Source organism: Streptococcus sp. CF8_St5-11 (assembly GCF_024295625.1).
In the GTDB taxonomy this organism is placed as follows: Bacteria; Bacillota; Bacilli; order Lactobacillales; family Streptococcaceae; genus Streptococcus.
Map to the genome: position 1 here is coordinate 518,657 of NZ_JANCOJ010000001.1, position 14,797 is coordinate 533,453.

Here is a 14,797-nt window from a genome sequence, read left to right on the forward strand (position 1 = left end):
TGCAAACCAGCAAAGTCCCAAATGAAATGGAGTCGGTTAAATGACTTTTTGACCTTTCTTGTAGACATCTGTCACTAGATTTGTCGCAAAGAAATAGAAGAGATAATCTAGATTTGGTGCATCAAAGATGGTAATGTCAGCCTGTTTGCCAACATCGAAAGAGCCGATTGTTTTAGCACGATCTACTGAATAGGCCGCATTGATGGTCACTGCATTGAGAATTTCTACTGGAGTTAGGCGCATCATGAAGCAACCCAGATGCATGGCAAACTGAAGATTGGCTGTTGGACAAGACCCTGGGTTGCTGTCCGTTGTTAGGGTAATGGCCATGCCAGCGTCCAACATCTTACGAGCCGGTGCATAGGTATCTTCCATGAGGCTGAAGGTTGTAGCTGGCAAAAGATTTCCAATCACTTTTGCTGCAGCTAATTTTTGAATGCCTTCATCGGTAATCACCATCAAGTGTTCTGCACTAGTAGATTCCAATTCAGCCGCCACATCAACACCACCAATGGATTCGATTTCATCGGCATGGATCCGCAGCTTGAAGCCCATCTCCTTAGCTTTTGAAAGAAGATAGCGAGATTCATCTGCTGTAAAGACACCTTTTTCACAGAAGATATCACAGAACTCAGCTAGCTTTTCTTCCTTCACTTTGGGAAGCATTTGCTCCACAATGAGATCTAAATATTCTTGGGAACGGCCCTTGTATTCTGTGGGAATCGCATGGGCTGCCATAAAGGTTGATACCAAGTCTATTTGATGATCACGGTCCAGTGCAGCCACAACATCCAACTGGCGTTTTTCAGTTTCCCAATCTAAACCATAGCCACTCTTAGCTTCAACAGTTGTTACCCCATGACGCAACATATAATCCAACAGTCGTTTGGACTTGTCATAGAGATTGTCAAAAGAAGCTTCCCGTGTCGCCCGAACCGTGCTCAGAATTCCACCGCCTTGAGCGAGGATGTCTAAGTAAGAAACACCCGCTAACTTTTTAGCAAACTCATGCTCACGACTGCCTCCATAGACCAAGTGGGTATGGCAATCAATCAGGCCAGGAGTCGCAACTTTTCCTTCACAGGATTTGACTTCCGTATGATCATCGATCAGTTCAGGGTCTGGTTGACCTGTCCCAACTGCAAGAATCTTTCCATCTTTAATGGCAATATAAGCATCGGAAAGGATTTGCGCTTCTGCCATCTCTTTTCCATAGAGAGGATGGCCTAGATCATTCGGACAAAACAATTGGTTAAAGTGGGTTAATAGGATATCAGCAGACATATGAAACATTCCTTTCTATTTCCATTGTTATTCATTTTACAATTCTACAGGAAAAGCGTCAAAAAAAAGTCAAAAAGTTTTTCCCTCATTTTTTTTTGCTTTATTAAAAATTATATTTTTTTTTGACTCTTTATTGACGTTTCTTCGATACAATAAAGAAAATATAAATTCACAGTCCAACTATAAGGAGGGTTCTGCTATGTCATTTATAGACGAGAAAGAAATTGCAGCTGCTATGTCTGTCAAACTTGACTTTGATGTCCTACCTGAAAAGGCGACTTTTCAAGAAGGCATCCGTCGAGCACCTGATAGAGGCTTCCGCTTAACGCAAGCTCAGACTGAAATTGCCCTTAAAAATGCTTTGCGTTACATTCCTAAAAAATTCCACCAAGAGTTGATTCCAGAATTTCTGGAAGAACTAAAAACTCGCGGTCGGATCTATGGCTATCGCTTCCGTCCAAAAGATCGCATCTATGGAAAACCAATCGATGAGTACAAAGGAAAATGCACAGCTGCTAAGGCTATGCAGGTCATGATTGACAACAACTTGAGCTTTGAAATTGCTCTTTATCCATATGAATTGGTCACTTATGGGGAAACAGGATCTGTCTGTGCCAACTGGATGCAGTACAACTTGATCAAGAAATACTTGGAAGTCATGACAGAAGACCAAACCTTGGTGGTTGAATCGGGTCACCCTCTTGGCCTCTTCAAATCGAAACCGGAAGCTCCTCGTGTCGTCATTACCAACGGTCTCTTGATCGGTGAGTATGACAACATGCGCGACTGGGAAATTGCTGAAGAAATGGGAGTGACCAACTACGGTCAGATGACGGCTGGTGGCTGGATGTACATTGGTCCTCAAGGAATCGTTCACGGTACTTTCAACACCCTTCTCAATGCCGGTCGTCTCAAACTCGGTGTGCCTGATGACGGCGACTTAACAGGTAAACTCTTCATTTCATCTGGTCTCGGTGGAATGAGCGGAGCTCAAGGGAAAGCAGCTGAAATCGCAAAAGCAGTTGCTATCGTTGCAGAAGTGGACCGCTCTCGGATCGAAACCCGTCACTCTCAAGGCTGGATTAGCCAAGTGACCAACAGTGCCGAAGAAGCTGTGAAATTGGCTCAAGCAGCACTGGAAGCTGGTGAATCCACTTCGATTGCCTACCATGGAAATATCGTAGACTTGCTCGAATATGTCAATGAACACAATGTCCACGTTCATCTCTTGTCTGACCAAACCTCTTGCCACAACGTTTATGATGGTGGCTATTGCCCAGTTGGCATTAGTTTTGAAGAACGGACACGTTTGCTGGCAGAAGACAAAGAAACCTTCCGCCGTTTGGTTGATGAAACCTTGGCTCGTCACTTTGCAGTGATCAAAGCCTTGACAGCTAAAGGTACCTACTTCTTCGACTACGGTAATGCCTTCATGAAATCTGTTTACGACTCAGGTATCAAGGAAATTTCTAAGAATGGCTTGGATGACAAGGATGGCTTCATTTGGCCATCTTATGTAGAAGATATCATGGGACCTATGCTCTTTGACTATGGTTATGGTCCATTCCGTTGGGTCTGCCTCAGCGGTAAACACGAAGACTTGATTGCAACTGACCATGCAGCCATGGAAGCGATCGATCCAACTCGTCGCTACCAAGACCGCGACAACTACAACTGGATTCGCGATGCGGAAAAGAACCAACTAGTCGTTGGTACACAAGCACGTATCCTCTATCAAGATTGCATGGGCCGTGTTAACATTGCATTGAAATTCAATGAACTCATTCGCCAAGGTAAGATCGGACCGGTCATGATTGGACGTGACCACCACGACGTATCTGGTACAGATGCTCCATTCCGTGAAACCTCCAATATCAAGGACGGTTCGAACGTTACTTGTGACATGGCAGTTCAATGTTACGCTGGTAACGCTGCTCGCGGTATGAGTCTCGTTGCTCTCCACAACGGTGGTGGTACTGGTATCGGTAAAGCCATCAACGGTGGATTTGGTCTCGTTCTAGACGGTAGCCACCGGATCGATGAAATCATCAAGTCTGCCATTGCCTGGGACACTATGGGTGGGGTTGCTCGTCGGAATTGGGCACGGAATAACCATGCCATTGAAACAGCGATCGAGTACAACCGTCTCCATGCAGGAACAGACCACATCACCATTCCTTATCTAGCAGATGAAGATTTGGTAAAAGAAGCCGTTCAAAAATTGTTTTAACATCAAAAAATAAAAACTGAGAAAGGGGAGGAAAATGCAAAGACTCCTCCTCCCCAACTTCTCCTATAAAAAGAGGTAATCATATGGCAAAAATTGTTGAGTGTATTCCAAACTTCTCTGAAGGACGCAATCAAGCTGTGATCGACGGATTAGCAGCAACAGCAAAAAGTATTCCAGGTGTCACTTTACTAGACTACTCGTCTGATGCCAGTCACAACCGCAGCGTCTTTACACTCGTTGGGGATGAAGAAAGCATTCAAGAAGTGGCTTTCCAATTGGTGAAATACGCTTCTGAAAACATTGATATGACCAAGCACGAAGGCGAACACCCTCGTATGGGGGCAACAGACGTTTGTCCATTCGTTCCCGTTAAAGATATCACTACAGCTGAATGCGTTGAGATTGCTAACAAAGTAGCCGAACGCATCAATCGTGAATTAGGTATTCCAATCTTCCTTTATGAAGATGCTGCAACTCGCCCAGAACGGAAGAACTTGGCGAAAGTGCGTAAAGGACAATTTGAAGGAATGCCAGAAAAATTGTTGGAAGAAGACTGGAAGCCAGACTACGGTGAACGCAAGATTCACCCAACTGCAGGGGTTACAGCTGTCGGTGTCCGGATGCCACTCGTTGCTTTCAATATCAACCTTGATACAGATGATCTAGAGATTGCCAATAAGATTTCTAAAATCATTCGTGGATCAAGCGGTGGATACAAATACTGTAAAGCGATCGGTGTCATGCTAGAAGATCGCAACATCGCCCAAGTCTCCATCAATATGGTCAACTTGGAACAATTCCCATTGTATCGTGTTGTGGAAACCGTTCGTTTCGAAGCGCAACGCTATGGTGTTCGCATCATCGGAACAGAACTCATTGGACTGGCTCCTGCTAAGGCTTTGATCGACTCTGCTGAATACTACTTACAATTAGAAGACTTTGACTACAGCAAACAAGTCTTGGAAAATCACTTGTTGGGTTAGAAAGGGAGTTCTATGAAACTAGTTGACTTAAGTATTACGGAGTTTGCCAAGGTCCTTGGTTCGGATGCTCCAGCTCCAGGTGGTGGTTCTGCTGCTGCCCTATCTGCTGCAAACGGGATTTCACTTACAAAAATGGTCTGTGAACTGACCATCGGTAAGAAAAAATACGCAGAATTTGAAGACCACATCAAAGGGGTTCACGAAAAAAGCGCTCACCTCCAAGACCAGTTACTAGAAGCTATTGACAAGGATACAGAAGCTTTCAATGTCGTATCAGCTGTCTTTGATCTTCCAAAAGAAACGGAAGAAGAGAAAGCCGCTCGTCGTGAGGCCATGCAACAAGCCTTGAAACAGGCAACTGAATCTCCTTTCTCTATGATGGAGCTCATCGTTGAGGCGCTTGAAACCACCAAAGAAGCTGTTGGCAAGTCCAACACCAATGCGGCGAGTGACTTAGGGGTGGCTGCTCTGAATCTCAAAGCTGGCCTTCAAGGGGCTTGGCTCAACGTCCTGATCAACATTTCAGGAATCAAGGACCAAGACTTTGTCCAAGAATACCACGGCAAGGGTCTCGAACTCCTCCGAACAGGCTCTGATCTTGCAGACAACATTTACCAAAGCATTTTAGAAAGTCTATCATAAACCTAACAAACAAAAAGAAAGAAGGGATTCTATGGTTTTATCGGATATTGAAATTGCCAATTCTGTCCAAATGAAGCCCATTACCGATATCGCTGCTGAACTTGGATTGACCGAAGACGACATTTCGCTCTACGGAAAATACAAGGCCAAAATTGATAGCAACCAACTGGAACAACTCAAGGATAAGGAAGATGGAAAACTGATTCTTGTGACAGCCATCTCTCCGACACCTGCTGGAGAAGGAAAGACAACCACCTCTGTTGGGTTAGTCGATGCCCTCTCAGCTATTGGTGAAAAAGCCGTCATTGCCCTGCGCGAACCTTCTCTTGGCCCTGTCTTTGGGATCAAGGGTGGAGCTGCCGGTGGTGGATACGCCCAAGTGGTTCCAATGGAAGATATTAACCTTCACTTTACCGGAGACTTCCATGCCATTGGGATTGCCAATAACCTGCTTGCAGCTTTGATTGACAACCACATTCACCATGGAAATGAGTTGGGCATCGATTCTCGTCGGATTACCTGGAAACGGGTGGTCGACATGAACGACCGTCAACTCCGCCATATTGTCGATGGCCTTCAAGGAAAAACAAACGGGGTTCCTCGTGAAGATGGCTTTGACATCACAGTGGCTTCTGAAATCATGGCTATTCTCTGTCTCTCAGAAAATATCCTTGACCTCAAAGAACGCCTCGATCGCATCATTATTGGGTACAACTACCAAGGACAACCAGTCACAGCTAAAGACCTCAAGGCTGGAGGTGCTATGGCAGCCGTCCTCAAAGATGCCATCCATCCAAACTTGGTACAAACCTTAGAACATACTCCTGCTATCATCCACGGCGGACCATTTGCCAATATTGCTCATGGCTGTAACAGCGTGCTGGCTACTAAACTAGCTCTCAAATATGCAGACTATGTTGTGACAGAAGCTGGTTTTGGAGCAGACTTAGGTGCTGAAAAATTCATTGATATCAAGTGCCGCATTGCCGGACTCAAACCTTCTGCCGTAGTCCTCGTCGCAACCATCCGAGCCCTCAAGATGCATGGTGGAGTCGCCAAAGCGGACTTGGCTACTGAAAATGTCCAAGCTGTTATCGATGGTCTGCCAAACCTAGACAAACACTTGGCCAACATCCAAGAAGTCTATGGCTTACCTGTGGTCGTTGCCATTAACAAATTCCCACTGGATACAGAGGCAGAGCTAGAAGCTGTCTATGAATCTTGTAAGAAACGCAATGTAGATGTTGTTATTTCAGATGTCTGGGCAAATGGTGGAGCTGGTGGTCGTGACCTAGCTGAAAAAGTCATTCAACTAGCTCAAGAAGAAAACCACTTCTCTTATGTCTATGACGAAGAAGACAGTATTGAAACAAAATTGACCAAGATTGTCACAAAAGTATATGGTGGTAAAGGCATTAGCTTAACACCGGCGGCCAAACGCGAACTAAAAGAATTGGAAGCACTTGGTTTCTCCAACTACCCAATCTGTATGGCCAAAACGCAATATTCCTTCTCGGATGATGCCAAGAAAATGGGAGCACCAAAAGACTTCACTGTCAAAATCAGTAACCTCAAGGTGGCTGCTGGAGCTGGCTTTATCGTCGCTCTCACTGGTACCATTATGACCATGCCTGGCCTACCTAAAGTTCCTGCCAGTGAAAAGATTGATATCGATGCCCAAGGCAATATCACTGGTCTCTTTTAAGAAAGAGGACGTCCTATGGTGACTATCCTTCATCTTACCCCCGCAGATTATCAGATTTCTACTTGGTCCGGTGGCCAAACTACCCAACTCTTCCTCTCTCCAAAAGAGGGAAGTTATCAGGATCGAACCTTTGATTTCCGACTCTCTACTGCAACGGTAGAGGTTGAAACAAGTGACTTTACCGATCTCACGGGCTACCACCGAATCTTGATGCCCTTGAATGCCTCCATTAGGCTTACCCATCACCATAAAGAAGTGGTTTTGAACCCCTTTCAAAGCTACTTCTTTGATGGGGGAGATCCTGTATCTAGCCAAGGGACTTGTCAAGACTTTAATTTGATTTACAAACCTTCTTATCAGGGGCATATGAGTGCTATATCCCCAAAAGAGAGTGTCAAAAGTCAGAGTCGCTATCAATTGATCTACGCTCTCTGTCCACTAACACTCGAATGGGGAAACAATCATTCTCAAACTCTCCAAACTCACGAGCTCCTGGTGATCGAACAAGCATCTCCTCTTCAAGAGATGACAATCACGTTTTTACCCCATCAGTCTGAGGAGCAACCGATTGCTATCTGGACTGGACTACAATAATGTTCACAAAGGAGAAACATTATGAACGGAGCACATAAACAGTCGATTGAGGAACAAGAAAAAGCGAAATTCAGCTTTAGCGGTGCCACTCTTTACGGTATCAACGCCGTAATCGGATCTGGTATCTTCCTCCTCCCTCAAAAAATTTATTCTGGCCTCGGACCAGCTTCTCTAGCTGTCATGTTCGGGGTTGCCATTCTCGTCATGCTACTATCAGCCTGTCTGGCTGAAACAGCTGGCTACTTCGACAAAAACGGTGGAGCCATGCAATACTCAAAAGCCGCTTTCGGAGACTTCGTTGGCTTTAACGTTGGGATTCTCGGTTGGGCCGTTACTGTTATCGCTTGGGCTGCCATGTTAGCCGGCTTTGCTAAGATCTTCATCATCACCTTCCCAGCATTTGAAGGCTACAACCTTCCGATCAGTATCGGTATGCTGATTCTCTTGAGTCTGATGAACATTGCCGGTCTGAAAACCTCTAAGATGTTTACTCTGACAGCTACTGTTGCAAAATTAATTCCAATTGTCCTCTTCTCACTCTTTGCCATCTTCTTCATTTCCGGTGGCGTGAGCAAAGGCAACTTCACACCTTTCCTTCAATTGGAAAGTGGAACAAACCTCTTCAGTTCTATTTCTAGTACAGCCGTCTACATCTTCTACGGTTTTATCGGATTTGAAACCATGTCTATCGTTGCAGGGGAAATGCGCAACCCTGAAAAGAACGTTCCCCGCGCTATTCTAGGTTCTATTAGTATTGTATCTGTTCTCTACATGTTGATCATCGCTGGAACAATTGCCATGCTTGGTGGTCGCATTATGCAAACCGGTGCACCAGTACAAGACGCATTTGTCGAAATGATTGGCCCTATCGGAGCTCCCCTCGTTTCTTACGGAGCCCTCATTTCAATCGCCGGTCTAAACATCGGTGAATCCATCATGGTCCCTCGTTTTGGTGCCGCATTAGCAACTGAAAAACTCTTACCAGAAGGGCTTGGAAAAACAAACTCTAAGAATGCCCCTGTCATTGCCATTATCATCTCTGGTATCTTCGCTTTCTTACTCTTGTTATCTGGCTCTTTCGAATCCTTAGCAACATTCAGTGTTGTCTTCCGTTTCTTCCAATACATTCCAACTGCTTTGGCAGCTATCAAACTCAGAAAAATGTACCCAGACAAAAAGGTTACCTTCCGAGTACCATTTGGTCCCGTTATCCCAGTTCTAGCTGTTGTCATTAGTATCTTGATGATTGCAGGGGACAACCTAATGAACTTTGTTTGGGGGGCCATCGGTCTCGTGATTGCAAGTGGACTCTACTTTGTTTTCCACGGCGATAAACTACATAAATCGAAAACCCTTCCTCACTAATTTTCTTTACACAGTAGATGGGAACAGAGACGGGAGCGAAGCTCGGTTTTGCTCCCTAACACATCTAGGACTCCACGAATGTCAAACCTGAGCCCTTTTCTCTATGACTCTTTTCAATTTTTATGATCAATAGACAATGGGCCCATGTTTGGTATTCAAACCGAAGTAAACAACACTACTTCCACAGAACAACTATTCATAATCGGAGGTTTTATATGACTCAATTGATTCATTTAGATGGTAATAGCTTAACACTCGAAGAAGTCATCGCTGTAGCTCGGCACGGTGCCCAATGTGAGCTTGATGAACAAGCCAAAGAAGCCGTTATCGCATCCCGTAAAATCGTTGATGACATTGTCCGGGAAAAACGAGTCGTCTATGGTGTAACCACTGGCTTTGGTTCCCTCTGTAATGTCAGCATCTCTCCAGAAGATACTGTTCAACTGCAAGAAAACCTGATCCGAACTCACTCATCTGGCTTCGGTGATCCACTTCCTGAAGATGCTGTTCGCGCCATCATGCTGATCCGTATCAACTCACTCTTGAAAGGTTATTCTGGCATTCGTCTGTCAACCGTTGAAAAACTGTTAGAATTGCTCAACAAAGGAGTCACTCCTTATATCCCTGAAAAAGGCTCTCTCGGAGCTTCTGGAGACTTAGCACCACTTGCTCATATGGTTTTACCAATGTTGGGTCTTGGACGCGCCTACTACAAAGGAGAACTTCTCAGTGGTCAAGAAGCCTTAGATCGTGCTGGAATTGAAAAGATCCAATTAGCTGCCAAAGAAGGGCTTGCCTTGATCAATGGTACGACTGTCCTAACCGGTATCGGTGCTCTTGCGACTTATGATGGTATCCAATTGCTCAAACTCTCTGATATCGCTGGTGCTCTCTCAATGGAAGTTCACAATGGAATTACCAGTCCATTCGAAGAAGACCTTCATTCCATCCGTCCTCAAAGTGGACAATTGGCAACTGCTCGCAACATCCGTAACCTCCTTGAAGGAAGCAAGAACACAACGGTAGCAACCCAACAACGGGTACAAGATCCTTATACACTCCGCTGTATCCCTCAAATACATGGAGCCAGCAAGGATTCTATTGCTTACGTAAAAGAAAAAGTTGAAATCGAAATCAACTCTGTCACAGATAACCCAATCATTACCAAAGAAGGACACGTCATCTCAGGAGGTAACTTCCACGGTGAACCAATGGCGCAACCATTTGACTTCTTAGGCATTGCCCTTTCTGAAATTGGGAACGTATCTGAACGTCGGGTGGAACGCTTGGTCAACAGCCAACTCAGTAAATTACCATCCTTCTTGGTCAAACACCCTGGACTCAACTCAGGCTTCATGATTACCCAGTATGCTTGTGCATCCCTTGCATCGGAAAATAAAATTTTGGCTCACCCTGCTAGTGTCGATTCTATTCCATCTTGTGAAAACCAAGAAGATTTCGTCAGCATGGGAACGACTGCCGCTCGTAAAGCAGCAGAAATTCTTAAAAACTCACGTCGCATCGTTGCTACTGAAATCATGGCAGCTTGCCAAGCCTTGGATCTCAAGCCAGAAAATCATGAACTTGGTAAAGGTACAAAACCAGCTTATGAGCTGATTCGTCAAAAACTGAACTTCATTGAATTTGACAAAGATATCGAAATCTTTGAAGAACTTAATAAAGCATCTGCTGTTGTCGAAAGCGAAGAATTCTTAGCAACCATCGAAAAAGCAGTTGACTTAAGCATTCAATACTGATACAGTAAGAATAAAGCAAAACAGAGGCTGGCGATCTTCTCAGCCTCTGCCTGCTTTCAGAAAAATAAGGGAGGCGACAAGCTTGCTCACAAACTACTATCCAATGACCTACAGCTACTACCAAGGTAGCATCGAGGACAATCCCTACACGGCCAAATGGGGAATGGTCACCAAATTTTTAGACCTAAACGACGAGACCCTCACTCCATTTGAGGGGATGACCTTTGGGATCATCGGCTTTAAGAGCGACAAAGGAGTCTATATCAATAATGGGCGTGTAGGAGCAGTCGAGGGTCCTACAGCTATCCGTTCTCAAATCGCTAAACTTCCATGGCACTGGGGAACCAATGTGACAGTGTATGATGTGGGAAATATTGACGGGCCTAACCATTCACTAGAAGAACTCCAAGAAAGTCTCTCACAAGCGATCCAGCGCATGTACCAATTAGGGATCCAACCCATTGTCCTAGGAGGCGGTCACGGAACTGCTTACGGCCACTATCTAGGGATTCAATCCAGTTTAGAAAAAGATGAACAACTGGCTGTAATCAATTTGGATGCCCACTTTGATTTGCGTCCTTACGACCAAACCGGGCCCAACTCTGGAACAGGTTTTCGTCAAATGGCTGATCATGCGAAAGACAAGGGGCAGGACTTCCCTTACCTCATCCTGGGGATCCAAGAGCACAATAATAACCTCTTCCTCTTTAATTACGTTGCTAAAACACCAAGCATTGATTTCTTAACCGGGCAAGACCTCTTCCAGATGAGCCACCAAGCCATTCTGGATCGAATCGATCAATTTTTAGAAAATCAAACCGCGATCTATCTGTCTATTGATATGGATTGCTTTGCAGTCGGCTCTGCTCCTGGTGTTAGTGCCATCCAATCACTTGGTGTCGATCCTAAACTGGCCCTCCTGCTTCTCCAACACATTGCTGCCAGTGGCAAACTAGTCGGATTTGATGTCGTGGAAGTTTCTCCTCCTCATGACATTGACAACCATACTTCAAACCTTGCTGCGACCTTTATCTTTTACTTGACCCAAATATTGGCGCAACAAAAACTGAACTAAGAAGATTTCTACACACATAAAAAGCATAGAAACACCCATTGCTTGGGTATTTCTATGCTTTTTTCATTTTCGCCTGAAAGGAGGCATGGCCTCTTAGCCTTCTCTTATGATTTAGATAAGAGACACTACATATCTTTTAATTTCTTAAGAAACTGACGATCTCTGTAGGGATTCAAGTGTTGCTCTGCCACTTTCTTATAGTAATTCTTCTCTTCTTTCAAGAAGGTAATCAGGGCAGGATCGAGCTCTTCTCCCTTCTCCTTTTGATTAGATAAGAAAGCTAATAGATAATGAACCATCCCCTTATCCCGTGAATTAGCAGATGGATTCATCATCCTTTCTTTTCGAGCCAGATAATCCGCAATCTTTTCTTGATCTCCTTGCTGGCAAGCGATTAAGGATTGATAAAATTCGAGCAATTCTTCCTTCCAAGGGAAGCGAACACTGGACAAAATCTTCTGGGCTCTGTCAAAACAGAGGCGTGCTTGGATCAAATCTCCCTTCCAATAATAGGCGATACCCAGATCAATATCAAAGACGACACGGACAGAATCAACAGCTTGATCTCCCACCAAACGCAAGACCTCTTCTAAGTGGGTGACGGCTACTTGGAAATGACCCCTAATTTGCTCTATTTCAGCGAGGTAGGCCAAAGAAGCCGCAATTTGAATGGCATACTTGGTCTGCATACTATTGGTCAAACTAAAGCAATCAATGGAGCGATACAGATGCCGGGTCGCCTGCTCCTCATCCCCAACCATTAGATGATACAAGCCTTTCAAGCGCAACTGGATCGCGATGATCTCATGATTGTTAGCTTGGATAGCATCTTCCAGAGCCAAATCTGTATAATAGGCCATCTCAGAAATATTTTCTGTTTGAATGCAATAATAAATGATTTGCCGATAACCCTCTAAAAGGAAGTCTGACTGTTTGAGTTCCCGCGCATAGGAGATGACTTTTTGGATATCATGAATCCCCTTTTGATACTCCCCACTTCGAATAAAATAGCGACCTTCTAGGTACAAGTAACGCAGTTGTAAATGCTTGTATTCTCTATCTCTTTGGTGCCTTGAAAAGAGATTATCTAATTCTTGGCGTATACGGGATAGCTCTCCAAAAATGTCCAAACGGCTATTTGTACCATCTGATAGGAACCCCTCATCTACCTTGGAATAAATCGGAAACAGTTCATGCTCCAGCTGAAGGATTTCTTCTAAATAGGTCAACTCAAACGATAAGGAACGCAAAAGATTTTGGGATCGCTTATATTGGTAGGCAATTTCCTTATAAAGAAGAAGGTCCGTCGAATCTTCTAAGCTTTCTTCCAATTTTTGCGCAATTTGTTGGTGGAAGAGCCGCCGTCTAGCTGGCGAAAGAAGATGGTAAAAGTACATGGCTACCAATTGCTTGCAGAATTGAACCATAAGAGACTCTCCTTCTTCTACGATTGAGACGATCGCTCTTTCAGATAAAGGCTCGATTAATTCTGTCAAAACAGGAAGCTCTGTAGCCGTCAATTCCGCCAAGATAGACAGAGAAATTGGCTTATGAAAACACGATAGGTAGTGTAGAAGAGCCTCTTCCTCGCTGCTCATATCCCCAAGCTCCTGAGAAAGATAAGCTTGGATGATATCAGGCAAGGGTTCTAAATTTTCATTTTCTTTCCACTCTTCGATATAGCTGGATAGTAAGAACGGACTGCCTTCACTCCATTCGACCATCTGCTCCATCACTGCCGGCTCTATTGCTCCCAGTTCCCCTTTCAAGAGAGCACGACTTTCACTTGGGGCAAAATTGGTCAACTCTAGTTGAGACAAGCGTTTCTCTACCTTCAAGCCCCCCAAGAAGTTGACGAAGAAATCTGGTAGGGGCTCTTCCGCTGTAAAAATTAGTTGCCATTTCTCCTGATTTCTTCGATCTTCTAGTTGTTTCACTTTTTCTAGAGACACTGCATCGATCCACTGGGCATTTTCAAGAAGAATCAGGAGCGGTTTTTCTTTGCTAAGGCCTTGAAGCTGATTCCACACTGAAATGAGATCATCCTCCCCTTCCAGAAATGAAATCCCCATCTCATCCCCCAGTTTCTCTAGCGCTTGTCTGAGATCATTCCAGCTGCTTCCTTCGTAGCGTTGACTAGTAGCTCTTCCTTCCACCTTGATAAAATTAAAACTGCGATTGGACATCAAGACCAACTGCCGCAAGAGACGTTTCTTACCTGTTCCAGATTGCCCCATCACGAGAAAAGGACCTACCGCCTCACCCGTCTCGACTAAGGAAAGGTATTCCTCGAGCTGCGAGAGTTCTTGTTTCCGACCAAAGAAAGGAAGTTCATGGATATTCAAGCGATGACTCAGTTTATGAGTTCGTTTGGCTTCCAAAACGGAGTGATAAAGTTCCTCAATTGCTCGACTGGGACGCACACTAAGCTCGCGATCCAATAAATCGACTAGCTTATAATAGGTCTCAAAAAATTTTCCTAGCTGATGATGGAAGCTATAATACTCCATCAAGAGCTGGTAGTTTTTCTCTTCAAATTCATCCAACTCTACCAAATGATGGAGCAAGAGTTCTATACTAGAGTCTCCGAAACCGACCTTTTCAATTTTTTGATAGCAGCTTTCGACATAGAGCTTCCTATAAGCATCTCGTTTGCGAGAAGCCCACTGATCAAAGTCTTCATCATCCTTGACATAGAAGCCCTCTAAAAAGTCTCCCCGATAAAGATCCAAGGCACTTAGTGGATCTCTTTCAAAGAGTTTGACATCCAAAGAAAGGCTCAAATCAGGATTAAGGGCCAAACTGCTCCGACTTGGAGAGACAATGATATCTCCTTCAAAGATTTTATTGGCTTGGTAAACCGTATTCCGTAAGTTTTTGCGAGCTACTTGGTTTTCCTTATCTCCCCAAAGGATACCGGCTATTTCATCGCGGTTGACCTGGCCCATGACCGCTAAATAATAAAGCAAGGCCTCCATCTTCGAAAAAGAAAACCGAATAGTTTTCTGATTGAAAACAACCTTAGGGGGTCCAAATAACTTTAACGTGAGATCTTTCTTCATTGCAAGCGCCTCCAAAAACTTCATATTAATACTATAAAAAAAAAGTTGGCTTTTAGCAAGTAATTTATCCAAATAAAAAGAGACTGAGAACGATTCTTTC

10 protein-coding genes are annotated in these 14,797 nt (G+C 44.4%); 8 read left to right on the forward strand and 2 right to left on the reverse strand.

The genetic code is table 11. The features are described from left to right. Positions 1 to 36: 36 nt before the first annotated feature. Complete coding sequence (hutI, locus tag NMM13_RS02480; protein ID WP_254727390.1) at positions 37 to 1,284, reverse strand: imidazolonepropionase; 1,248 nt, start codon at positions 1,282 to 1,284, stop codon at positions 37 to 39. A 199-nt stretch (positions 1,285 to 1,483) separates the two neighbouring features. On the opposite strand from hutI, the gene NMM13_RS02485 reads away from it, so the two are divergent. The 8 genes from NMM13_RS02485 (at position 1,484) to hutG (ending at position 11,635) form a co-directional block, all read left to right on the forward strand. Next, positions 1,484 to 3,514, forward strand: a complete 2,031-nt coding sequence (locus NMM13_RS02485; RefSeq protein ID WP_254727393.1) for a urocanate hydratase — start codon at positions 1,484 to 1,486, stop codon at positions 3,512 to 3,514. An 83-nt stretch (positions 3,515 to 3,597) separates the two neighbouring features. Continuing rightward, positions 3,598 to 4,497: a glutamate formimidoyltransferase gene (ftcD, locus tag NMM13_RS02490; protein ID WP_003008641.1), complete on the forward strand. Its 900-nt coding sequence runs from the start codon at positions 3,598 to 3,600 to the stop codon at positions 4,495 to 4,497. Between the two features lie 12 nt (positions 4,498 to 4,509). Continuing rightward, positions 4,510 to 5,139 carry a cyclodeaminase/cyclohydrolase family protein gene (locus NMM13_RS02495; RefSeq protein WP_254727395.1) on the forward strand — a complete coding sequence of 210 codons (630 nt, stop codon included), beginning with the start codon at positions 4,510 to 4,512 and terminating at the stop codon, positions 5,137 to 5,139. Positions 5,140 to 5,170: 31 nt separating this feature from the next. After that, positions 5,171 to 6,844 carry a formate--tetrahydrofolate ligase gene (locus NMM13_RS02500; RefSeq protein ID WP_254727398.1) on the forward strand — a complete coding sequence of 558 codons (1,674 nt, stop codon included), beginning with the start codon at positions 5,171 to 5,173 and terminating at the stop codon, positions 6,842 to 6,844. Positions 6,845 to 6,859: 15 nt separating this feature from the next. Continuing rightward, positions 6,860 to 7,438, forward strand: coding sequence for a HutD family protein (locus tag NMM13_RS02505; RefSeq protein ID WP_254727401.1), 579 nt, complete (start codon positions 6,860 to 6,862; stop codon positions 7,436 to 7,438). Positions 7,439 to 7,459: 21 nt separating this feature from the next. Further along, on the forward strand, positions 7,460 to 8,803 hold the full coding sequence (locus tag NMM13_RS02510) for an APC family permease (protein WP_003008649.1): 1,344 nt from the start codon (positions 7,460 to 7,462) through the stop codon (positions 8,801 to 8,803). A gap of 215 nt (positions 8,804 to 9,018) precedes the next feature. Continuing rightward, a complete protein-coding gene (gene hutH, locus NMM13_RS02515) occupies positions 9,019 to 10,560 on the forward strand; it encodes a histidine ammonia-lyase (RefSeq protein WP_003008651.1) in 1,542 nt (513 codons plus the stop codon). Positions 10,561 to 10,642: 82 nt separating this feature from the next. Continuing rightward, on the forward strand, positions 10,643 to 11,635 hold the full coding sequence (gene hutG / locus NMM13_RS02520) for a formimidoylglutamase (protein ID WP_061604485.1): 993 nt from the start codon (positions 10,643 to 10,645) through the stop codon (positions 11,633 to 11,635). Between the two features lie 125 nt (positions 11,636 to 11,760). On the opposite strand, the gene NMM13_RS02525 is transcribed toward hutG, so the two are convergent. After that, a complete protein-coding gene (locus NMM13_RS02525) occupies positions 11,761 to 14,697 on the reverse strand; it encodes an AAA family ATPase (RefSeq protein WP_254727404.1) in 2,937 nt (978 codons plus the stop codon). Positions 14,698 to 14,797 lie beyond the last annotated feature (100 nt).

Coding starts and splice junctions, on each gene's coding strand:
- hutI (WP_254727390.1), bottom strand. CDS start 1,284: ATGTCTGCTGATATCCTATTAACCCACTTTAACCAATTGTTTTGTCCG.
- NMM13_RS02500 (WP_254727398.1), top strand. CDS start 5,171: ATGGTTTTATCGGATATTGAAATTGCCAATTCTGTCCAAATGAAGCCC.
- NMM13_RS02525 (WP_254727404.1), bottom strand. CDS start 14,697: ATGAAGAAAGATCTCACGTTAAAGTTATTTGGACCCCCTAAGGTTGTT.
- NMM13_RS02505 (WP_254727401.1), top strand. CDS start 6,860: ATGGTGACTATCCTTCATCTTACCCCCGCAGATTATCAGATTTCTACT.
- ftcD (WP_003008641.1), top strand. CDS start 3,598: ATGGCAAAAATTGTTGAGTGTATTCCAAACTTCTCTGAAGGACGCAAT.
- NMM13_RS02485 (WP_254727393.1), top strand. CDS start 1,484: ATGTCATTTATAGACGAGAAAGAAATTGCAGCTGCTATGTCTGTCAAA.
- hutH (WP_003008651.1), top strand. CDS start 9,019: ATGACTCAATTGATTCATTTAGATGGTAATAGCTTAACACTCGAAGAA.
- NMM13_RS02495 (WP_254727395.1), top strand. CDS start 4,510: ATGAAACTAGTTGACTTAAGTATTACGGAGTTTGCCAAGGTCCTTGGT.
- NMM13_RS02510 (WP_003008649.1), top strand. CDS start 7,460: ATGAACGGAGCACATAAACAGTCGATTGAGGAACAAGAAAAAGCGAAA.